This is a genomic window from Candidatus Kaistella beijingensis, assembly GCF_020084865.1.
GTDB lineage: Bacteria > Bacteroidota > Bacteroidia > Flavobacteriales > Weeksellaceae > Kaistella > Kaistella beijingensis.
In genome coordinates this window covers 2159217-2180414 of sequence record NZ_CP071953.1, presented here as the reverse complement: position 1 = coordinate 2180414, position 21198 = coordinate 2159217, and the positions used below count along the sequence as shown (strand labels likewise).

19 protein-coding genes are annotated in these 21198 nt (G+C 36.5%); 10 read left to right on the top strand and 9 right to left on the bottom strand.

Features of this window, described 5'->3' with window-relative positions; all coding sequences use genetic code 11:
* Window positions 1-14 precede the first annotated feature (14 nt).
* From asnB to trpS, 4 genes are all read left to right on the top strand, one after another.
* Window positions 15-1802 (top strand): asparagine synthase (glutamine-hydrolyzing), encoded by a 1788-nt coding sequence (asnB, locus tag J4771_RS10175; protein ID WP_224134909.1) that lies wholly within the window; start codon window positions 15-17, stop codon window positions 1800-1802.
* Window positions 1802-2770 carry a glycosyltransferase family 2 protein gene (locus J4771_RS10170; RefSeq protein WP_224134908.1) on the top strand — a complete coding sequence of 323 codons (969 nt, stop codon included), beginning with the start codon at window positions 1802-1804 and terminating at the stop codon, window positions 2768-2770. The genes asnB and J4771_RS10170 overlap by 1 nt, the downstream gene beginning before the upstream one ends.
* Before the next feature lie 2 nt (window positions 2771-2772).
* Entirely contained in the window at window positions 2773-3777 is a 1005-nt protein-coding gene (locus J4771_RS10165; RefSeq protein ID WP_224134907.1) for an acyltransferase family protein, read from the top strand.
* 175 nt (window positions 3778-3952) lie between these two features.
* Window positions 3953-4921 carry a tryptophan--tRNA ligase gene (gene trpS, locus J4771_RS10160; protein WP_224134906.1) on the top strand — a complete coding sequence of 323 codons (969 nt, stop codon included), beginning with the start codon at window positions 3953-3955 and terminating at the stop codon, window positions 4919-4921.
* A 96-nt stretch (window positions 4922-5017) separates the two neighbouring features.
* Here trpS and J4771_RS10155 read toward each other — a convergent pair whose 3' ends face one another.
* The 5 genes from J4771_RS10155 to J4771_RS10135 form a co-directional block, all read right to left on the bottom strand.
* Entirely contained in the window at window positions 5018-5716 is a 699-nt protein-coding gene (locus J4771_RS10155; RefSeq protein WP_224134905.1) for a YjjG family noncanonical pyrimidine nucleotidase, read from the bottom strand.
* Between the two features lie 207 nt (window positions 5717-5923).
* Window positions 5924-6514, bottom strand: coding sequence for an RNA polymerase sigma factor (locus tag J4771_RS10150; RefSeq protein WP_224134904.1), 591 nt, complete (start codon window positions 6512-6514; stop codon window positions 5924-5926).
* Between the two features lie 176 nt (window positions 6515-6690).
* Entirely contained in the window at window positions 6691-7179 is a 489-nt protein-coding gene (locus J4771_RS10145; protein ID WP_224134903.1) for a hypothetical protein, read from the bottom strand.
* Window positions 7180-7262: 83 nt separating this feature from the next.
* Window positions 7263-8543 (bottom strand): methionine adenosyltransferase, encoded by a 1281-nt coding sequence (gene metK / locus J4771_RS10140; RefSeq protein ID WP_224134902.1) that lies wholly within the window; start codon window positions 8541-8543, stop codon window positions 7263-7265.
* 185 nt (window positions 8544-8728) lie between these two features.
* Window positions 8729-9679 (bottom strand): hydrogen peroxide-inducible genes activator, encoded by a 951-nt coding sequence (locus tag J4771_RS10135; protein ID WP_224134901.1) that lies wholly within the window; start codon window positions 9677-9679, stop codon window positions 8729-8731.
* Between the two features lie 90 nt (window positions 9680-9769).
* Here J4771_RS10135 and J4771_RS10130 point away from each other — a divergent pair, with 90 nt between their 5' ends.
* From J4771_RS10130 to J4771_RS10105, 6 genes are all read left to right on the top strand, one after another.
* Complete coding sequence (locus tag J4771_RS10130) at window positions 9770-11260, top strand: catalase (protein WP_224134900.1); 1491 nt, start codon at window positions 9770-9772, stop codon at window positions 11258-11260.
* A gap of 114 nt (window positions 11261-11374) precedes the next feature.
* Complete coding sequence (locus tag J4771_RS10125) at window positions 11375-12142, top strand: enoyl-CoA hydratase-related protein (RefSeq protein WP_224134899.1); 768 nt, start codon at window positions 11375-11377, stop codon at window positions 12140-12142.
* Window positions 12143-12237: 95 nt separating this feature from the next.
* Complete coding sequence (locus J4771_RS10120) at window positions 12238-12627, top strand: deoxycytidylate deaminase (protein ID WP_262900198.1); 390 nt, start codon at window positions 12238-12240, stop codon at window positions 12625-12627.
* A 22-nt stretch (window positions 12628-12649) separates the two neighbouring features.
* The gene (xerD, locus tag J4771_RS10115; RefSeq protein WP_224134897.1) at window positions 12650-13555 is read left to right on the top strand and encodes a site-specific tyrosine recombinase XerD; all 906 of its coding nucleotides are present in this window, start codon (window positions 12650-12652) and stop codon (window positions 13553-13555) included.
* Window positions 13556-14062, top strand: coding sequence for an NUDIX hydrolase (locus J4771_RS10110; RefSeq protein ID WP_224134896.1), 507 nt, complete (start codon window positions 13556-13558; stop codon window positions 14060-14062).
* 198 nt (window positions 14063-14260) lie between these two features.
* Window positions 14261-14956 (top strand): RluA family pseudouridine synthase, encoded by a 696-nt coding sequence (locus tag J4771_RS10105; RefSeq protein WP_224134895.1) that lies wholly within the window; start codon window positions 14261-14263, stop codon window positions 14954-14956.
* Window positions 14957-15005: 49 nt separating this feature from the next.
* On the opposite strand, the gene thrC is transcribed toward J4771_RS10105, so the two are convergent.
* From thrC to J4771_RS10085, 4 genes are all read right to left on the bottom strand, one after another.
* Window positions 15006-16301, bottom strand: coding sequence for a threonine synthase (gene thrC, locus J4771_RS10100; protein WP_224134894.1), 1296 nt, complete (start codon window positions 16299-16301; stop codon window positions 15006-15008).
* A gap of 77 nt (window positions 16302-16378) precedes the next feature.
* Entirely contained in the window at window positions 16379-17305 is a 927-nt protein-coding gene (locus J4771_RS10095; RefSeq protein WP_224134893.1) for a homoserine kinase, read from the bottom strand.
* A gap of 82 nt (window positions 17306-17387) precedes the next feature.
* Window positions 17388-19832 (bottom strand): bifunctional aspartate kinase/homoserine dehydrogenase I, encoded by a 2445-nt coding sequence (gene thrA, locus J4771_RS10090; RefSeq protein ID WP_224134892.1) that lies wholly within the window; start codon window positions 19830-19832, stop codon window positions 17388-17390.
* 129 nt (window positions 19833-19961) lie between these two features.
* A protein-coding gene (locus J4771_RS10085; protein WP_224134891.1) for an IS3 family transposase occupies window positions 19962-21193 on the bottom strand; the annotation gives its coding sequence in 2 pieces (ribosomal slippage) (window positions 19962-20845 and window positions 20845-21193; 1233 coding nt in all).
* Between the last annotated feature and the right edge of the window lie 5 nt (window positions 21194-21198).

Genomic DNA, 21198 nt, shown 5'->3' with positions numbered 1-21198 from the left:
AAAAAATATAAACCATGTGCGGAATCGCAGGAATCATATCACCAAAAGCTAGAAATTATTCTGAAAATCTTCAGAAAATGACCCATTCGATTGCGCATCGTGGTCCTGATTCGGAACATCATGAATTCTATGAAAATGCAGCACTTGGTCACAGAAGATTGTCCATTATCGATCTATCTGAAACCGGAAAACAGCCCATGTTTTCGAATACCAAAAATGAATGTATCGTGCTGAACGGCGAAATCTATGGCTATCAGGATTTAAAGAAAAAATATGCCGATTATCCTTATCGTGGAACTTCCGATACCGAAGTAATTTTGGCGATGTATCAGGAGAAAGGCAAAGAGTTGTTGAATGAACTTCCCGGAATGTTTGCCTTCGCAATCTGGAATGAGGAGAAACAGGAACTTTTTTGCGCGAGAGACCGCTTTGGTGAGAAACCATTGTACTACGCCACGGGAAAAAATGGCGAATTTGTTTTTGCTTCTGAAATCAAGGCAATTTTGGCAAGCGGACTGATCGTGCCGAAAATCAATAACGAAGCGCTTTACCACTTCTTGCAGTACGGTTATGTTAGTGCTTATCAAAGTATTTATTCCAATATTTTTGCACTTCCTCCCGCTCATTTTCTAGTATATTCTAATGGAAATATTAGCATTGAAAGATATTATTCGATTCCAAAAAACGACATCCAAATTTCGCTTTCCGATGCGAAGGAAGAATTCGTTCATTTGCTGAAGAATGCGGTTCAGAAACAGTTGATCGCTGATGTTGAGGTGGGAAGTTTTTTAAGCGGCGGTTTAGATTCTTCAACTATTGTTGCGATGGTGAATGAGTTCAAGCCTAAGCAAACCACCATCAGTTTTGGTTATTCCGGCGAACACAGCGAACTGAAATTTGCAGAAAAAATCGCTCAAAAATATGAAACCAATCACATCGAAATTCACGAAAACCGTGGAAATATTGCCGTAGAGCTTTTAAAAGTTTCACCATTTTTTGACGAACCCTTCGCAGATATGAGTTACATCCCGCAGTTTAAAATCTGCGAGGCGGCTGCAAGACATTTAAAGGTGGTTTTGGCGGGCGATGTAGGTGATGAACTTTTTGGCGGATATCAGTTTTACACGATCGAAAACCAAATGAAAAACCATTTCAGTTATAATAATATGCTGTATAAGTTTGGTTTAAAACAATTTGGGAAATTTCGTGAAACTTCCTATATCACCAAAGAAATTATCGGTCATCAAAATATTTTGGATTTTCATCAAAATAAAGTGCGGAATTACTTCCTTCCGAGGGAAATGGCAGAACTGGGAATCTCGTCCAAGTACCACCAGGAATACAGTTTTGCGGCAAATCCTGATTCTTTGAACGATATTATGCGGACCGATTTGGAAAAATACGTCCCAGGAAATATGTTGGTAAAATCGGACCGAATGGCGATGGCAAATTCTCTTGAAGTTCGAACACCATTTCTAGATCAAGATTTCGCAGAGTTTTGCGTACAGTTACCGGAAAACTTAAAGCTGGATTCTGAAAATGATAAAATCATTCTTCGTGAATCGATGCGAAATTATTGGACCGAAACCATCAGAAATCGCCACAAACAGGGATTTGGTTCGTCCGTTGAAAATTGGTTTGAAGAAAAAAGCTTAATGGAATTGTCCGACGACTTACTGAAAAATAAACATTCAAAAATTTTTGAATTCGTTGATTTTCACCAAACACAAAAGTTTTTAGGTAAAGATAAAAAGCATTGGAATTTGTTGCAGCTAGCTTTGTGGGCAAACAATAATTCCTGATGGATAAAATAAAAATTAAACCCGTACAACCACCCTTGAATATTTCCGTTATCATCCCTGTTTATAATGCTTCAGCTTTCCTCAGGAAAGCAGTAGAATCTGCGATCCAGTTTGAGGAAGTAAAAGAGATTATTTTAGTTGAAGATGGTTCCACAGACCATTCATTACAAGTCTGTGAAATTCTGGAAAATGAATTTGGAGCTGTAAAACTATTTCAACATCCCGACAAAGGAAATCATGGAGCAGGAGCCACAAGAAATCTAGGTTTAGAAAAGGCTACAGGAGATTTTATCGCATTTTTAGACGCAGATGACTATTACCTTCCAAACCGTTTTGAGAAGGAAAAAGAACTCTTCAAAAACGACAGCATTGAAGGTGTTTTCGGTGCAATTGGAACAGAATTTCTTTCGGAAAAAGGTAAGAAAGAATTCAAAGAAAAATTTAAAGAAATTGAACTGACTACGGTAAAAAAAACAGCAGAAGGCAAAGATGTTTTTTACGGACTACTTGGTTTGGATCATAGTTTTGGAAGTTTCTTTTCGCTGATTGCTTTAACCGTCAGAACGGAAAGCATCCGCAAAAACAATTTGAAATTCAACGAACATTTACGGGTTCATCAGGATTCAGATTTCATTATCAAACTTTCTTATCACTGCAACCTCGCATCGGGAAATATTGCAGAAGCGGTTTCGATTCGCGGGGTTCACGATGACAACAGGATTACGAAAATTAAACTCTACTCGGAAAAATATAATCAAAGGCAGGCTCTGCTTTGGAATTCCATTTTTGAATGGTCAAGAAACAAATGCATGAGAGAAAATTTTAAGGAACATATTTTTTTGCAGAAAAAGTCTTTTGAATTGGCAACGAAAAAGGGAATGCGGAAATATTTTGGATTGGCAAGAACCGTATTTGCCCATCCCAAAATCTTAAAAACCCGCTACCGATTCAGTTATTTGAACAGGTAATCATGAGACTCAATAATCTTCAAATTCTACGCGGGATTTCAGCACTTTTGGTTTGCTGCTTTCATTTTAGGGGTGACCTCAATTTTGGGGCGCAAAAATGGGGTGATTTACTATTTGGCAAAGGCAGTATAGGAGTTCCAATATTTTTCGTTATCAGCGGATTCATCATGGTTTATACCACCACAAAATTTAAGGGTGAACATTCCGCAAAAAACGTAATTTCCTTCCTGAAAAAAAGAGTGATCAGAATCATTCCACTATATTATCTGCTCACTTTCGCGTGGATGATTTTGGGAGGGAGCTTCCTGCTGTATTTTAAAGCCGAAGGACTGCAAAGAGTAATCAGTTCGCTTCTATTTCTTCCTCAAAAAGACCAATTTCCTGTATTATTTCTTGGTTGGTCACTCAATTACGAGATGCTTTTCTACCTTATTTTTGCAGTTTCTCTGTTCTTCAAAACTAAAAGATATCTCTTCCTGATTCTATTTTTTCTAACTGCAATGGTTTTGGGAAAATGGTATCATTTTGAAAGCAGTTACCTCAATATGGTTACAGATTTCAAGAATATTTACTTTATCATAGGGGTTTTGTTTGGGTTGTATTTATCTAAAATTCGCCTGGATAACAAAATTCTTCAGATCATATCTATTTTATTTATCGTACTTTTTGCGGCCTTCTTTTTTAATTTTTTCAATTTTGAGAATCAATTTATTACGGTCGTTTCTGTATCATTGTTTGTATTGGCATTTCTTATTTTTGATTTTTTTCTAAAGGTAAAATCCAGCAAATTCTTGGTAATGCTTGGTGATATTTCCTATTCCATTTATTTATCACATCCTTTTGTAGAAATAATTTTCAAGCGAATTCATGTCGAATCTCCATTAATGTTGATTTTACTTTTTGTTCTGAAATTGGCAGTCGTCATCATCATTTCTAAAATATTGTATGAAATTTTAGAGAAAAGATTTACCAATTACCTCAAGAAAGAACTCCTGCCCAAATATTGAAATATTTGACTATTCTTTCAGGCGATAAAAGCCAAAAAGGAAATTATTTTTGTTTTCAAAATTAACCTCCTTATTTCGGTAGAGAAGTGGTTTAAATTTTCAGAAACAGACACTTTTCCCTAAATTTGCTCGGCTTTAAAAATCATTAATCACTCATCAATTATCATTTATAAAAATGTCACGAATCCTCACCGGAATACAGGCAACAGGAACGCCGCACCTCGGAAATCTTTTGGGAGCAATCATTCCCGCGATTGAACTTTCCAAAAATCCTGAAAACGAATCGTTTTTGTTTATTGCAAACATGCATTCTTTAACGCAAATTAAAAATGCTGAAGAACTGAAACAAAACACCTACGAAATCGCGGCGGCTTGGTTAGCGTGTGGTTTGGATACCGAAAAAACTTATTTCTACAGGCAAAGCGACATTCCCGAAGTTTGCGAATTGTCGTGGTATTTATCGTGCTTTTTTCCTTACACGAGGTTGCAGTTGGCGCATTCTTTCAAAGATAAAGCCGACCGTTTGGAAGATGTGAACGCAGGACTTTTCACCTATCCAATGTTGATGGCTGCAGATATTTTGCTGTATGATGCAGAAATTGTTCCGGTTGGAAAAGACCAGTTGCAACATTTGGAAATGGCGCGAGATGTGGGTGCGAGATTCAATCACCAAATGGGTGAAGTTTTCGTGCTTCCACAAGCGGAATTGCAACAAGATACGAAATACGTTCCGGGAACCGACGGACAAAAAATGTCGAAATCCCGTGGAAACATCATCAATATTTTTCTTCCTGAAAAGAATTTAAAAAAGCAAGTAATGGGAATTGAAACCGATTCTAAAACTTTGGAAGAACCGAAAGACCCTGAAACCGATAAAGTTTTTGCTTTGTATCAACTGATTGCAACACCTGAACAAACCGAAGTTTTAAGAGAAAAATATCTCGCAGGAAATTTTGGTTACGGACACGCCAAAACCGAATTGTTGAATTTAATTTTAGAAAGATTCAAAACCGAAAGAGAAAAGTTTGATTATTATATGAACAATCTTTCTGAGCTCGACGCGAAATTAGAAGAGGGTGCAGAAAAAACCCGAAAAATTGCGGCAGAAACTTTGAAAAGAGCGAGAGCGAGTTTGGGAATGTAATTTGAAGTACGAATTACGAAATTTGAATTACGAAGTTTGAAATACCTATTTTTTGCCACGAAAACACCAATTTTATTAGTGCATTCGTGGCAATTTTTATAGAAATTTTTGAAGTTCTTTTAGTTCCCGAATCACTTTCACCTCATCATTTCCAAAATTGTCTTTGAAAACATCGAAGAAAACCGCATCAATCCCAAAACTTAAAGCACCTTCTACATCGGCAATCCAATCGTCGCCAATCATGATGGATTCTTCTTTTTTTGCGTTGGCTTTTTTCAAAGCATACTCGTAAATTTCAGGTTGTGGTTTTCTGACATTGAGTTCATCCGCAGAAGTGATGGTCTGAAAATAATTTTGAATTCCCGAAAGTTCACATTTTCTGTAAGTTACCTCTTTGAAACCATTGGAGAGGATATGTAACGTGTAACCTTTTTCAGAAAGATATTCTAAAAGTTCGAAAGCGCCTTCCACCAAATCATTATAATTTAGAATTTCATCCAAAAAATTATGTTCGAAAACTTGCGCGAGGTCAAAATCATCGATCCCGAAAAACAGGAAAGAATCGTAGAAACGATGCTTCCTTAAATAGTCCTTGTCAATTTCTCCATCACGGATTTGTGCCCAAAGTCTTTCGTTGATGGTAAAATATTCGCGGTGAAAATCCTCGAAACCGAGGTTGTATTTTTCTTGTACGTTTTCTCTTTTGTAGATTTCTTTCAGAGTGAGGTACGCATTATTGCGATGATCCCAAAGGGTGTTGTCGAGGTCAAAAAAAATGTGCCTTATGTTTTTCATAAGGCACAAAAATAAGTAATTTAAGATTAGTTCTTCGAAATTACGAGAGTTTTAGTTGGTGTTTTTAAAACTCCTACGCTTCGTGAATAGCTTAATAGAAAATCGATTGTCTGCTTTTTTGGTTTCAAAAGTTTTTCGTTTAAAGTGTCAAATTTTTTCATAGGCGAATGTATTTGACTTAAAAACGAAAGTTTTTTTAAAATATTATTATCTGGTTAAAATAATATGGTGTTCCTCCATAATTTTTCGCAGATTAATCAGCGCATACCGCACTCTACCAAGTGTTGTGTTGATACTGGTGTCGGTTTGATCGGCAATTTCCTTAAAACTTAATCCATCAAAAAATCTTAGCTTGATGACTTCCTGCTGATTTTCGGGCAAAAACTTCAACATTTTCATCAGATCCTCCTGAATTTGACGACTGATTAACTGCTCCTCAATGTTTTCTTCCTGATTTGCCAATAAGTCAAAAATGGAGAATTCGTCGTTATCATAAGAAGAATCAGAAACCTTGTTGTGTTTCGCCCTTAAACGGAAATGATCAATTATTAAATTATGTGCAATTCTTTTCGCCCAAAGAATAAATTTACCTTCTTCATTGTAACGCCCCTCTTTCAAGGTCACAATAATTTTCATAAATGTATCTTGGAAAATGTCGTTTGCCAAATCTTCATCCATCAATTTATAGAAAATGAAGGAGAATAAGTCTTTTTGGTGTCTTTCGATGAGGACGGCAAGTGCGTTTTCGTCGCCGTTTTTGAAGCTTGAAATCAACCAACTATCTGTCTTTGTGTTCATAACTCTTTCTCAGTAATTACCTGCATATTAAGCCCTCTTTTACATAGGGTTTTAATTTTTACAGAATTAAAAATGAGTAGAGTTGTTGATGTCGATAGCTGTTGTTTTATGGAGTGGCTAAAATAGCAAAAAAGTTAATACTTTGTTAAAAATTTTTAAAAAATTTTAAAAAAACTTTATTTCAACAAATCATGCAGCATTGGAATGGGTAAATTCACTGTGAAATTAATATTCAGACCTTTCAATTCCTTACCATTGATGCCGTTTTTGTCGATCGGGAAAGCGTAGCCTCCTGTTAAATCGATGATTCCGAACAGGGTAGCTCCAATCTTGGGCGCAACATATTTCGTTGTAGCTTCTGCTCCTGCCAAAAAATAATAAGCATGATAAATATCTACATTTCTTTGAAAATTCAGTAAAATATCTCCCTGAACTTTCGGCATCACTGCAAATTTAGAATTCACACTTCCCATTAAAGCAGATGCTCCGATTCTGTAAATCATATCGTCATTTTCCAAGAATAACAACCTTCCTCCCAATTCTCCAAAACTCTGATTTTGATATACGTAGCCCACATGAATCATTTTATGCATGGTGATCTGCGATTTACATAAACCACTAAAAATTAATACAATAAGAAGTGAAAGAAACTTTTTCTTGGTCATGGAATAGATTGGTTTGATGCGTTAAAGTTAAATAAAAAACTGCTTCCCATTTCTGAAAAAGCAGTTTTAACTTTGATTTTTGATTAAAGTCCGAACTCTTTTTTGATTTCGTCCACTTTATCTAATTTTTCCCAGGTAAAGAATTCTAGATCTTTAAGGGTGATTTCGTTCTTTGTTCCTTTATTAAAGGTTTTATCAGCAACATAATAATCTCTTCCCATGTGTCCGTAAGAAGCGGTTTCCTGATAGATCGGATTTCTCAGCTTCAAGTTTTGTTCGATGGCAAAAGGTCTCAAATCGAAAATTTTCTGAACTTTTTCTGCGATATCCCCATCATGTAAATCTACTTTTGCAGTTCCGTAAGTGTTGATGTACAAACCACATGGTTCTGCAACACCAATGGCGTAAGAAACCTGAACCAAAACTTCATCCGCAACTCCTGCTGCTACCAAATTTTTTGCAATGTGGCGAACTGCATAAGCTGCACTTCTATCTACTTTTGAAGGATCTTTCCCTGAAAATGCTCCACCTCCATGTGCACCTTTTCCACCGTACGTATCAACAATAATTTTTCTTCCTGTTAAACCTGTATCTCCATGGGGACCGCCGATCACGAATTTCCCTGTCGGATTCACGTGATATTTAATTTGGTCGTTGAAGAGTTCTTGGATTTCTCTTTTCTGTTTTGCCTTCACTTTTGGAATCAAAATTTCCACGATATCTTTTCTGATTTTTGCCAACATCGCTTCCTCACTTCCAAAATCGTCATGCTGCGTAGAAACAACGATAGAATCAATCCTGATTGGTTTGTGATCATCAGAATATTCAATTGTCACCTGTGATTTTGCATCAGGACGGAGATATTGAATCGCGTTATTTTCTCTCCTTAAATCAGAAAGCTCTCTCAAAATCGTGTGCGCCAAATCCAAAGCAAGCGGCATATAATTTTCGGTTTCGTTGGTTGCGTAACCGAACATCATTCCTTGATCTCCCGCTCCTTGTGCGTTTGCACGGGTTTCAAAATCAGCTTCTTCTCCTACTCGATCAACTCCCTGATTGATGTCGGGTGATTGTTCGTGAATGGCAGAAATTACTCCACAAGAATCGCCATTGAACATGTATTCGCCTTTCGTGTAACCAATTCCGTTGATTACTTTTCTTGCAATATCCTGAACATCAAGATAAGCGGTGGATTTCACCTCACCCGCTAAAACAACCTGCCCTGTAGTAACCAAAGTTTCACAAGCTACTTTTGAACTTGGATCTGCCGCTAAAAAGTGGTCGATTAACGCATCGGAAATCTGATCGGCAACTTTGTCCGGATGTCCTTCTGAAACGGATTCGGACGTAAATAAATATGACATATTTCTTTTGTTTTTTAAATTAAAATTTAAAGAAAAAGGGAACGATTACAAAAGAAACTAAAATAGAAAATCTGTTTTAGCATTTTTTATGGAGGTTGCAATCAGTTCAAATTTTTCCTCTTGAAATTATCGGTTGCAAATTTACTGAGTATTTGTGGAATCGCAAAATTTATTTATTAATTAAATTATTGGGGTTTAATGCCCACAAAATTTTCCGGATCTTTATTGTAATTCAGTTTTTTACTCAAAGATTCCTTGATGAAGGCAATGAGTTCGTCTAAAATTTTTTGTTTATAGGTAGGCTTGTAATAAATCACCGAAATCTCACGGTAAGGAAAAGGTTTTCTGAAACGCTTCACCATTTTTTTCTGATTTTCAGCAAGTTGCTCAATCGCCAATTCAGGTAAAATACTGATTCCGCCCAATTTGTCGACCATTTGAACCAAAGTGGAAATATTGGAAGCAAGAAACTCTAAATTTTTAGGCTTCATGGTATTTTCACGGAGTTGGCAAATATTTTCAAACTGTGTTCTCAAACAATTTCCTTCTTCTAAAAGCCAAACTTTCTGCACATCGATTTCTTCCGGAACCACATAACTGTCTTTTTCAGATTCATTTTCATCGGCAGAATAAATCATCAATTCTTCATTAAAGAGAAAATCACTATAAAATTCATTCGCAGCAGAATAAGGGGTGGAAATAATTCCCGCATCAAGTTCGCCGCTTTTCAAAGCTTTGATGATGTTGTCTGTCGTCATTTCCTTTACGTGCAACTCAATTTTTGGATTCAGTTTTAAGAATTCAAAAATTTCCACCGGCAAAATAAATCCGGAAACGGTCGGAATAATCCCAAGGTTTAATTTTCCCGCCAAAACGTTGTTCAGAAGACTCGCCTTGTTCTTGAGCTCATTTATAGTATCTATTACTTTTTTGGCTTCAACGATGATTTGGGAACCTACATCCGTCGTTCGAATAGGGTGCGTTGTACGGTCAAAAATCTTCACATCAAGTTCGTCCTCAAACTTTTGGATCATTGCACTTAAAGTTGGCTGCGTAATAAAACACGCTTGAGCTGCATTACCAAAATGTTTGTATTTATCTACAGCGATCAGATATTCAAGTTGTTGAATGTTCATGTTATTAATAATGTCTATGACAAAGATAATGACTATTTGCGGGATTCTGATAATTTTTGAATAAATTTGATGTTCTAAAAATTAAAAATTATGAGTGATAAAAAACTCACCAATTCAGCCGGAATCCCCTATTTCGACCATCAAGATTCGCAAACTGTTGGAGCGAGAGGTCCGGTTTTGTTGCAGGATTTTATTTTACAGGAAAATCTTGCGCATTTTGTCCGTGAAAGAATTCCGGAAAGAATCGTTCACGCCAAAGGAACCGGCGCTTACGGAACTTTTACCGTAACTCACGATATTTCAAAATACACCAAAGCGAAACTTTTTTCCAAAGTTGGAAATTCCTGTAAAATGTTTGCAAGATTTTCCACCGTTGGCGGCGAAAAAGGAAGTGCCGATACAGAGCGCGATCCACGAGGTTTTGCTCTGAAATTTTACACCGAAGACGGAAATTGGGATTTGGTTGGAAACAACACGCCTGTTTTTTTCATTAAAGACGCCAAAAAATTTCCCGATTTTATCCATACCCAAAAACGTGTTCCAAAAACAAACTTGAAAAGCGCAACCATGATGTGGGATTTTTGGAGTTTGAATCCGGAATCGCTTCATCAGGTTTTAATTCTCATGTCGGATCGCGGAACGCCGCATGGTTACAGACACATGCACGGATTTGGCTCTCATACTTTTTCTATGATTAATGCTGCAAACGAAAGGGTTTGGGTGAAATTCCATTTAAAAACAAAACAGGGAATTAAGAACTTTTCTCACGATGAAGCCGTGAAAATGAAAGGAGAAAATCCCGATTTCGCACAAGAAGATTTAGTTGATGCTATTGAAAATGGAAACTTCCCTAAATGGACAATGTACATTCAAGTGATGACGGAAGAACAGGCAAAAGAATTCCGTTGGAATCCGTTTGATGTGACGAAAGTTTGGTTTCAGGACGAATTCCCTTTAATTGAAGTGGGTGAAATGGAACTGAACGAAATTCCTGTCAATTATTTTGCTCACGTAGAACAATCCACTTTTTCACCCAGTAATTTGGTCAATGGAATCAGTTTTTCGCCCGACAAAATGCTGCAGGGAAGACTTTTCTCTTATCCCGATGCACATCGATACAGGGTTGGCGTGAATTCTCATCTTCTTGAAGTGAACCGATGTCCTTTCGCAACCAACAACTCTCAACGAGACGGATTTATGGCGGATTCTTCTCATTACAAAGACGCTCCGAATTACTTCCCGAACAGTTTTGATGATATTAAAGCTGATGAATCCTACAAAAATTTTGAGTACGATTTAGACAGCACAAGAGTTGGAAATTTCAACCGAAATGAAAATGACGACGACCATTACACACAACCGGGATTGCTTTACACAAAGGCTTTAAATCAAAAAGACCGCGAGAATTTAGTGTACAATATCACTCAATCTATGAAAGGAATTTCAGGGCCGAAAAGGGAGGAAATTATCAACCGACAATTATGTCATTTTTTCCGTGCAAATATAGAATTGGGGATGAAAATTGCGATGTCTTTGCAGATAAACATTGATGCCAATATGATGAACCATTCCAAATCTTAGAGAAAATTTTCAATCAAAAACAACCCAAAACGAAACAATCAACTAGTATTTACCGTAAAGTTCAAAAATTAATGCTATTTTGCAAGTGTAAAAAATTTTTAATCATAAAACAATATGGCCTACGAAAACATAATTCTAGAAAACGACGGAAAAGTCTCATTGATAACGATAAACAGACCTCAAAGTTTAAACGCTTTGAATGCCAAAACCATTTCGGAATTGAGCGGTGTTTTAGATGAAATTACAAAAGACGACAATTTAAGAAGCGTAATCATTACCGGAAGTGGGGAAAAATCATTCGTCGCAGGTGCAGATATTAAAGAATTTTCTGATTTCGGAAGTGCGGCTGCAGAGGAATTGGCAAGAAACGGACAAAACATTTTATTTAATAAAATTGAAAACCTCAACAAACCTGTAATTGCGGCTGTAAACGGTTTTGCTTTAGGTGGCGGTTTAGAATTGGCCATGTCTTGCCACATTCGTTACGCATCGGAAAATGCGAAATTGGGACTTCCGGAAGTAACTTTAGGATTAATTCCCGGTTATGGCGGAACACAACGTTTACCGAAATTAGTTGGTAAAGGCTTAGCGAACGAGTTGATTTTTTCAGCAAAAATGATTTCAGCGCAAAGAGCAAAAGAAATCGGTTTGGTTAACGAAGTTTTTAGTTTAGAGGAACTCTTGCCAAAAGCGAAAGAATTGGCCAACCAAATTGCCAATAATTCTCCGATGGCGATTTCAAAGGCAATTATTGCTGTAAATCAATATGATACAGACAAAGGTTTTGAAACGGAAATAAAATCCTTCGGCGAACTTTTTGAAATGGATGATAAGAAAGAAGGAGTTGCTGCGTTTTTAGAAAAGAGAAAACCCTCTTTTTAAGGGAAGAATTACCAAGTGAGAAGTACAAATTACGAAATTTGAAATACGAAATTTAAGAATTGGTTAAAACTAAATTTGACATAGCCTACCTGAAAATGGCGATGGAATGGGCAAAACTCTCCTACTGTGAACGAAAGAAAGTAGGTTCGCTCATTGTAAAAGACCGAATGATTATTTCTGACGGGTACAACGGAACGCCATCAGGATTTGAAAATTGCTGCGAAGATGAAGCAGGAAAAACGCACTGGTTCGTACTTCATGCAGAAGCGAACGCCATTTTGAAATTAGCGGGTTCTACACAATCGGCGAAAGATTCAACATTATATTTAACCTTGTCGCCATGCAAAGAATGCAGCAAACTCATTTTGCAGGCGGGAATAAAAAAACTAGTCTACATCGATGAATATTCAGATTTTGACGGTGTGGAATTTTTGAAAAATCACGGAATTGAGGTTTTAAAAATCTCAAAGTCCGAGTTGCTATAAAAAATAAAAAACACAAATAATCATGACTTGGGATGAAAAAATAAAAGACTTTGAGCACTTTCTGAAATTTGAGCGGAACTTTTCAGACAATACTTTGGATGCGTATTTAAGAGACATTAGAAAACTCCGCGATTACGCAGAATTCGAGTTGGAAAATGTCGGTCCACTTGAAATTACCTACGAAAATATACAGGAATACCTTTTTCAGCTTTCAAAGAAAAAATTCAGCGAGCGAACGCAGGCGAGATGGATTTCTTCCATAAAGGCGTTCTTCAAATATCTTTTGGATGATGAAGTGCGTTCCGATAATCCAGCAACTTTGCTTGAAGGACCAAAACTCGGACTTTATCTTCCCGACACCCTAAGTTTCGACGATGTGGATAAAATTATCAACGCCATTGATGTTTCCAACGATTTGGGAAAAAGAAACAAATGTATGATTGAGGTTCTTTATGGTTGCGGACTGCGTGTTTCTGAACTCATCGAGTTGAAAATCTCCAACATCAATTTCAAAGAACTTTACTTAAAAGTTGAGGGAAAAGGCGATAAAACACGGTACGTTCCTCTAGCAAAATTTACGGCAAAACTGATTAAGGAGTACATTTCCGAAGTTCGTTCAAAGTACAAAATCAATAAAAAATGTGAGGATATCCTGTTCTTGAACAGTCGCGGTTCTGCGATGTCGAGAGTAATTGTCTTCATCATCATTAAAGAATTAACCGAAAAAGCGGGAATCAACAAGAAGATTTCGCCGCATACTTTCCGACATTCTTTTGCGACGCATCTTTTACAAAACGGTGCAGATTTGCGCTACATTCAGGAAATGTTGGGACATTCGAGTATCACGACGACTGAAATTTACACCCATTTGAAAAACGAAGAACTTCGTGATGTGATCCTCAATTATCATCCAAGAAACAAAGGCTAAATGGAGGAACTGAAATTCTGCCCAAAATGCGGTCACAAAACTTTGCAATGGAACGGTGAAAAAAAATGGAGCTGCAGCGATTGCGATTATGTTTTGTTTCACAACGTTGCAGGTGCGGTTGCAGTTGTAATAAGATGTGGTGATGAAATTCTTTTTACCAAGAGAAATCAGGAACCCAAAAAAGGAAAACTCGATTTAGCGGGCGGATTTGTAGATCCCAAAGAATCTGCGGAACAAACTTGCGTGCGCGAACTTTTCGAGGAAATGAACATTGAAGTCGATATTTCCAAATTAAAATATTTGGCGAGTTTGCCGAATGTTTATGTGTATAAAAACATTCCCTACAATACTTTAGACCTTTTTTACGAATACGAAGTTTCAGAAAAATTTGAGGTAAAACTTGAAATTTCGGAAATCTCGGGAACGTTTTGGCTGAAAAAATCAGAGATTGCTATTGAAGATATTGCATTCGATTCGCAGAAATATTTCTTTGAAAACATTTACTGAGATTTCAGCCACATAGACCCATGGATTTTTAGCAAAAAACATGTTCTATAAAAACAAAAGCTTCGATTCAACTTTAGCTTATGACCTTCAATTTTTCTATGTGCCTACGTGGCTTTAAAAAACAGTAACTTTTGTGTTTACACATTGAAGTCTAAAAATTTTAAATTTTACCGTAATTTTGAGGCGTAAAATCAACTCATGCAGGATCACCAAAACTTCTCTGAATCGCAAATCGTTTTTGAAGACAATCACCTCATCGTCATCAATAAAAAAGTGGGACAATTGGTTCAAGGCGATAAAACAGGAGATTTTTCCCTGCTCGATTTAATTAAAAACTTCATCAAAAAACGCGACCAAAAACCGGGAAACGTCTTCCTTGGCTTGGTTCATCGTATTGATCGACCGACTTCTGGATTGGTGATTTACGCCAAAACTTCCAAAGCACTTTCGCGATTGACGCAAATGGTGAAAAACCGGGAAATCAAAAAAACATATTGGGCGGTTGTTGCGAAGGAAATGATACCGCAAAGGCAGCGACTGATTCATTATCTTCAAAAAAATGAGAAAACGAACAAAGCCACTGTTTTTCCAAAACCCACTCAAGGTGCGAAAGAATCCATCCTTAATTATCAGATTCTTAAATCTTTAGATAATTTTCAATTGTTGGAAGTAGATTTGGAAACCGGTCGTCATCATCAAATTCGGGCGCAACTTTCAAAGATTGGCGTTCCAATAAAGGGCGATTTAAAATATGGTTCTGCGCGTTCCAATCCCGATGGTGGAATTCATCTTCATGCGAGAAAATTGGAATTTGTTCATCCCGTCACCAAAGAAAATTTGGAAATTATTGCGCCTGTTCCGCAGAATGATTCTGTTTGGAAAGCGTGTGAATAAAAGCATTTAAGATTTATTTTCGGATTAGAAACTGTAAATCAAAAAATTATCATTTCTCCTCTATCAGATATTTTTTCACGGATTCAAAATCAACAGAAAACCCTACAGATTTTTTTTCTTTTTTGTTAAATGCTTCTAGTTTTTCCGGAATGACAATTTCTTCTTTAAGAACATCTTCCACCACTTCTACAAACTTCGCTGGATGAGCTGTCTCTAATAAAACACCAATAAAATCTTCATTCGATTTTTCAAAATATTTTTCGAGTCCAAGATAAGCAACTGCGCCGTGTGGATCAAGAGTATAATCAAATTCTTTCTTCACATTTCGCATTGTAGTTTTCGTTTCTTCATCGGAGAAAGAATAAGATTCAATCTCTTTCTTGAATTCTACAACATCATTATTAAACAAACTTTTCATCCTTTCAAAATTACTTGGATTTCCAACATCCATTGCATTGCTAATAGTTTGTTTGGAAGGTTTTGCTTCATAATTTCCAGTTTCTAAAAATTTTGGAATAACATCATTTTCATTAGTGGAAGCAATGAATTGATGAACCGGCAATCCCATTTTCTTGGCAAAAAGTCCGGCTGTTAAGTTTCCAAAATTCCCACTCGGAACAGAAAAAACAATTGGTTTTCCTAATTTTTGTAATTGCGCAAAAGCCCAGAAATAATAAAATGATTGTGGAATCAGTCTCGCAATGTTAATGCTGTTTGCTGATGTCAACGTAAATTTTTGATTCAGTTCCTCGTCGGACAAAATCTGTTTTGCCAAAGCTTGACAATCGTCAAAAGTTCCGTCTATTTCCAAAGCTTTGATATTTCCGCCCCAAGTTGTCAGTTGCTTTTCCTGTAACGGACTTACTTTTCCCTTTGGATAAAGAATATAAACTTCGATCCCTGGAACTCCAAAAAATCCTGAAGCTACAGCACTTCCTGTATCGCCGGAAGTTGCAGCAATTACTTTCATTGGTTTTCCTTCCGAGAAATAAGAGATCATTCTTGCCATAAATCTCGCTCCAACATCTTTGAAAGCCATCGTTGGACCGTGGAATAATTCTAATGAATAAATGTTCTCCGAAATTTTTACAGCTGGAATTTCGAAATTCAAAACCTCATCAATGATTTCTTTTAAATTGTCCGCAGAAATAGATCTGCCAAGAAATTCTTTTGCCACTCGAAAACCAATTTCCTGCAAAGTAAGATTGGGTAGAGTTTCGAAAAATTGAGAATCTAACTGTGGAATGTATTCCGGCATAAAAAGTCCGCCGTCATCTGCCAAAGCTTTTAAAATAGCTGTTTTTATATTGGTTTCTTGTTGTTGTCTTGTTGATATATATTTCATTTTATATTTGTTAGATGATGGGTGTTGGAAGATGGATGTTAAAGAACTTCTGACATCCTGCTTCCAACTTCTGACTTTTAAATAACTCTTGCGCCTTCGTCATTGATTTTCGTGACGAATGCTTCGCTTTCTATGTTTTTTTGATTGAGTAATTCTTTGATTTGAGTTGAAATTTTTTCTGCAACTTCCTTTTTTTCACACAAAGCAAAAACTGACGGACCGGAACCGGAAATCCCGAAACCAATCGCGCCATTGTCCAAAGCCAACTGTTTCATTTCGTAAAAATATGGAATCAACATCGCGCGAACCGGCTCTATGATGACATCTTCCATACTTCGGCGCACCAAATTCAAATCGTTGGTGCAAAATCCGGCGACCAGACCTGCGACATTTCCCCATTGCTGAACAGCTGATTTGAGACTGATTCTTTCTTTGATGATTTTCCTCGCTTCGCCTGTCGGAACATCCACGTGCGGATGAACGGACACCACTGACAAATCTTTCGGATAAGGCAACTTGAGCGCATCCAAAGGTTCATAACTTCTTACCAAAACCAAACCGCCTAAAAGTGCCGGAGCAACATTATCGGCGTGGGCATTTCCACAGGCAATCCTTTCGCCTTCCATTGCGAGAGGCAACAATTCTTGTTTTGAATAAGGATTTCCCATCAATTCATTAATGGCAACCAAAGCCGCAACACTGCTCGCTGCACTGGAACCCATTCCGCTGTTGAGTGGCATTTTTTTATATAATTCGATATCGATTCCTTGATTGGAGTTGATTTTTTCCAGAAATAATCGGATGACGTGTGAAACAACATTTTTCTTTGGGTCTTTTGGAAGTTTTCCGCCGTCACCTTCTATTTTTGTGATGATGATTTGGTGGGAATCATTTTTTTTCAAAATGATTTCATCGCCAGGTTCTTCTATTGCAAAACCGAGAACATCGTAACCGCAGACAACATTGGCAACTGTAGCCGGAGCAAAAACTTTTATAGAATCCATTTTTAATTATTAATTGTTAATGGTAAATTGTTAATTGATTGGTGTTAAAAATTAATCATTGATAATTAATCATTAACAATTATTATTGAGCTGTAACTCTTACTAAATCTGCAAAAACTCCAGCGGCTGTAACTTCTGCACCTGCGCCCGGACCTTTTACAACTAACGGCGTATTTTTGTATCTTGATGTTGTGAACGAAATGATATTATCACTTCCTGACAATCCGAAAAACGGATGATTAGCATCTACAATCTGAAATTCTATGTTGATTTTTCCATCTTCAAGAACACCAATTAATCTCAATTTTCTTCCGGAATTTTCTGCTTCATTTTTGAATGATGAAAAGTAAGGTTCGTGTTTTTCCAGCTCTTCGTAGAAGGCAGGAATTGATTCTGCTTTGAGACAAGCTTCTGGAAGGAAATCTTTGATATTGACATTTGACATTTCCAACGGTAATCCGATTTCTCTTCCAAGAATCAGCATTTTTCTGGAGAAATCCATTGCGTTCAAATCGTCTCTCGGATCTGGTTCTGTGTAACCTAATTCTTGTGCCGTTCTTACAACCTCAGCAAAAGTTTTATCACCGACGTAATTATTGAAAATATAAGAAATTGTTCCTGACAAAATCGCTTCGATTTTCAGAATTTCGTCACCGGAAATCCAAAGGTCATTTAAGGTTTTGATAATTGGAAGACCAGCTCCAACGTTAGTCTCATATAAGAAACTCACATTGTTCTTTTTTGCCAATCTTTTGAACTTACTGTATTGTTCGTAAGACGAAGAATTTCCTTTTTTGTTACAAGTTACAATTGAGATATTATTATTGAATAACAATGAATATTCTGCAACAACATCTTCGCTGGAAGTATTGTCTACAAAAACCAAATTAGGTAAATTTTTATTTGAAATCGAATTTATAAATTCTTTCAAATCTGATTTTTGTAAATTAGTATTAAAAATATTATTTAAATCAAAATCAGATTCAGGATTATCGAAAATTTTCATTTCCCGACTGTTAGTAATTCCTACAACATTGATTTTAATCTGATGATTTTCTTCGAGATTTCTCTGTTCTCTTTCCAATTGTCGGAACAATTCTTTCCCGATATTTCCTGTTCCTGCAAACATCACATTGAAGGTTTTAACCGGTGAAAGTAACAACGAATCGTGAACAACATTCAGTGCTTTTGAAAGTTCATTTCTTTCAATCACAGCAGAAATATTGAGCTCAGATGAACCTTGCGCAATGGCAATAATATTGATTCCGTTCTTGCCCAAAGCACTAAAAAACTTCCCGCTTATTCCTCTCGTTTTTTTCATATTCTCGCCAACGACAGAAAGAATACTTAGCTCATTATCGAACTGCGGTTCATCGATTTTGTTGGAACTGATTTCGAAATCAAATTCTTCATAGATTGCCGTTTTCGCTTTTTTCTCGTCATCAAAAGCAACGACAAACGAAATACTATGTTCAGAACTTGCCTGCGTAATGAGGATTACATTGACCTCATATCTCGCCAAAGCATTGAACAATCTTCCACTGAAACCTTTCATCCCAATCATCCCATTTCCAGTAATATTAATGAGGCAGGTTTTCTCGATAGAAACAATTCCTTTGATAAGACCTTTTGAAATTTCAGATTTCTGATGAATCAAAGTTCCTTGACTTTCCGGCTTAAAAGTATTTTTAATGTAAATCGGAATTTGGCTTTCAATAGCAGGAATCATTGTTGGAGGATAAATCACTTTTGCACCGAAATACGACATTTCCATTGCTTCCTGATAACTCAATTCGGATTGAGAAAATGCATTCTTTACTAATCTTGGGTCAGCGGTTAAGAAACCGTCAACGTCTGTCCAAATTTGGATTTCCTCCGCTTTTAAACCTGAACCGAGAATTGCTGCGGTGTAATCTGAACCTCCTCTACCCAAAGTTGTGGTATCATCATTTTTATCTTTGGCGATAAAACCTGTTACTACATAAATTTGATTTTCCAGTTTCCAGTTTTTAAGGTTTTCATTGGTTTTTCTAGAATCGACATTCGCATTTCCGAAGTGAGAATCTGTTGCAATTAACTTTCTTGAATCTTGGAAAACTGCAGGAAAACCTTCAGATTGAAGAAAAGCAGAAACAATCTTACTCGACATCTGTTCTCCATAAGAAAGCAGTCTATCTTTGATTCTGTCTGATAATTCACCTAGATTTTTAACGCTGAATAAAACATCTTCAATCTCATTGAAACTTACTTTTACCATCATTAATAATGGATTCTGTGCCGTTCTTGGCAACAATTCTGAAATAATCTGATAATGCTTTTCTTCAGCCGCTTTCAAGATTTCAGAAAAATCGTTTTGTTTTAAAGCTTTTTGCGACGCCGATAAAAGCGCATTCGTGATTCCTGACAAAGCGGAACAAACAACGATTAAAGGTTTGTTTTTATTAAATTCTTTCTCAATGATTGATTTTACATTTCTCAATGCTTCTACACTTCCAACCGAAGTTCCCCCAAATTTTAAAATTTTCATTATTTGATATTCTTATTTTTTAAACACTTAGACTCCGCTCAGTGTGACAATTCTAATACTAAATGCTTGTCAGGCTGAGCCTGTCGAAGCCATTATGACTAATCCTAAAATAGGTTTACAAGTTTTACATTAAGATACCAATCCGGAAGATATTGATTTTCCGGATTTTTTGTGGATTGTTTCCGGGGTTTTCATCTTCAGACTAAGATGTGGTCTTTTGTTGTTGTAAATATAAATACTTTCTTTAACCATTTGTTTTAAATCCTGAATGTTTTTGCATTTATGAATTAAAAATTCCTGCTTCAATATTCCGTTTATTCTTTCTGCCAAAGCATTTTGGTAACAATCATAGCCATCTGTCATTGAGGGTTTTATTTTGTTTTCAACAAGTACTTTCTGATACACTTCTGAGCAATATTGCAATCCCCTGTCTGAGTGATGAATAAGCGGAAGATGAGTTGTTCTGTTTTTAACGGCCATTTTCAGAGCTTTGACTACATTTTCAGCATTCATATTTTCACTTAATTCGTAACCCATTATTTTTCTGCTGTAAGCATCCGTAACCAAAGATAAATAATAGACATTCGTTTTGGTTTTTATATAAGTGATATCGCTTACAAATACCTGTTCTTTTCTTTTTAGGCAAGTCGTTTTCAAAAGGTTGGGGTGCTTTCTGAGCCAGTGTTTGGAGAAAGTTGTTCTTGTATATCTTTTCTTAGGATAAATAAGCAGGTTTTCTCTTCGTAAATAATTGAACAGCGCATCTCTGCCTATTTTTATGTTTTCAACCTTGAACTTATTTTTAAGCAAATAATAAAGTTTTCTTGTTCCTATTCTGGGCTGTTCTAAACGAACCTCCTCAACAAATCGTTTAACTTTCTCCAATTCTTTTTCCCGAACACATAATCTTTGGCGCTGCTGGTAAATGGCTTGTCTGCTTATCCCAAACAATCTGCAGATTTTGGATAAACTCAATCCTTTTTCTTGGAGTTGTCTGACTGTTTGGGCGTAAACTTTTTTCGGATCTGTGTGCCGTATTGCTTGTCCGAGATATCAATCATCATATTGAGAACTTTGGTTTTCAGTTTCTCATCAGCTAATTCTTTCTCTAATCTTTTAATCTTTTCGGCGGGTGTTTCTTTGGATTGTAACATGGTATGAATGGTGGGTTTGCTCCAATCTAAATTACCATATTTTCTGAGCCAAACCAAAACGGTGCTTCTTCCTTGGATACCGTAATGTTGTTGTGCCTGTTTGTAAGTGAATTCGCCCTTTTCTACACGACTAACAATACCTAATTTAAAAGCCATTGTGTAATCTTGTTGTGTACGCTTTTCTACTGTCTTCTCTCGATTTTCCATAATAA

Bases quoted from the DNA above. Each gene is read 5' to 3' on its own strand.
- J4771_RS10135 (WP_224134901.1), bottom strand. From the start codon at position 9,679: ATGAACATTCAACAACTTGAATATCTGATCGCTGTAGATAAATACAAA.
- thrC (WP_224134894.1), bottom strand. From the start codon at position 16,301: ATGAAATATATATCAACAAGACAACAACAAGAAACCAATATAAAAACA.
- J4771_RS10170 (WP_224134908.1), top strand. From the start codon at position 1,802: ATGGATAAAATAAAAATTAAACCCGTACAACCACCCTTGAATATTTCC.
- J4771_RS10150 (WP_224134904.1), bottom strand. From the start codon at position 6,514: ATGAACACAAAGACAGATAGTTGGTTGATTTCAAGCTTCAAAAACGGC.
- trpS (WP_224134906.1), top strand. From the start codon at position 3,953: ATGTCACGAATCCTCACCGGAATACAGGCAACAGGAACGCCGCACCTC.
- asnB (WP_224134909.1), top strand. From the start codon at position 15: ATGTGCGGAATCGCAGGAATCATATCACCAAAAGCTAGAAATTATTCT.
- J4771_RS10130 (WP_224134900.1), top strand. From the start codon at position 9,770: ATGAGTGATAAAAAACTCACCAATTCAGCCGGAATCCCCTATTTCGAC.
- xerD (WP_224134897.1), top strand. From the start codon at position 12,650: ATGACTTGGGATGAAAAAATAAAAGACTTTGAGCACTTTCTGAAATTT.
- metK (WP_224134902.1), bottom strand. From the start codon at position 8,543: ATGTCATATTTATTTACGTCCGAATCCGTTTCAGAAGGACATCCGGAC.
- J4771_RS10120 (WP_262900198.1), top strand. From the start codon at position 12,238: ATGGCGATGGAATGGGCAAAACTCTCCTACTGTGAACGAAAGAAAGTA.
- J4771_RS10105 (WP_224134895.1), top strand. From the start codon at position 14,261: ATGCAGGATCACCAAAACTTCTCTGAATCGCAAATCGTTTTTGAAGAC.
- J4771_RS10145 (WP_224134903.1), bottom strand. From the start codon at position 7,179: ATGACCAAGAAAAAGTTTCTTTCACTTCTTATTGTATTAATTTTTAGT.
- J4771_RS10155 (WP_224134905.1), bottom strand. From the start codon at position 5,716: ATGAAAAACATAAGGCACATTTTTTTTGACCTCGACAACACCCTTTGG.
- thrA (WP_224134892.1), bottom strand. From the start codon at position 19,832: ATGAAAATTTTAAAATTTGGGGGAACTTCGGTTGGAAGTGTAGAAGCA.
- J4771_RS10165 (WP_224134907.1), top strand. From the start codon at position 2,773: ATGAGACTCAATAATCTTCAAATTCTACGCGGGATTTCAGCACTTTTG.
- J4771_RS10110 (WP_224134896.1), top strand. From the start codon at position 13,556: ATGGAGGAACTGAAATTCTGCCCAAAATGCGGTCACAAAACTTTGCAA.
- J4771_RS10125 (WP_224134899.1), top strand. From the start codon at position 11,375: ATGGCCTACGAAAACATAATTCTAGAAAACGACGGAAAAGTCTCATTG.
- J4771_RS10095 (WP_224134893.1), bottom strand. From the start codon at position 17,305: ATGGATTCTATAAAAGTTTTTGCTCCGGCTACAGTTGCCAATGTTGTC.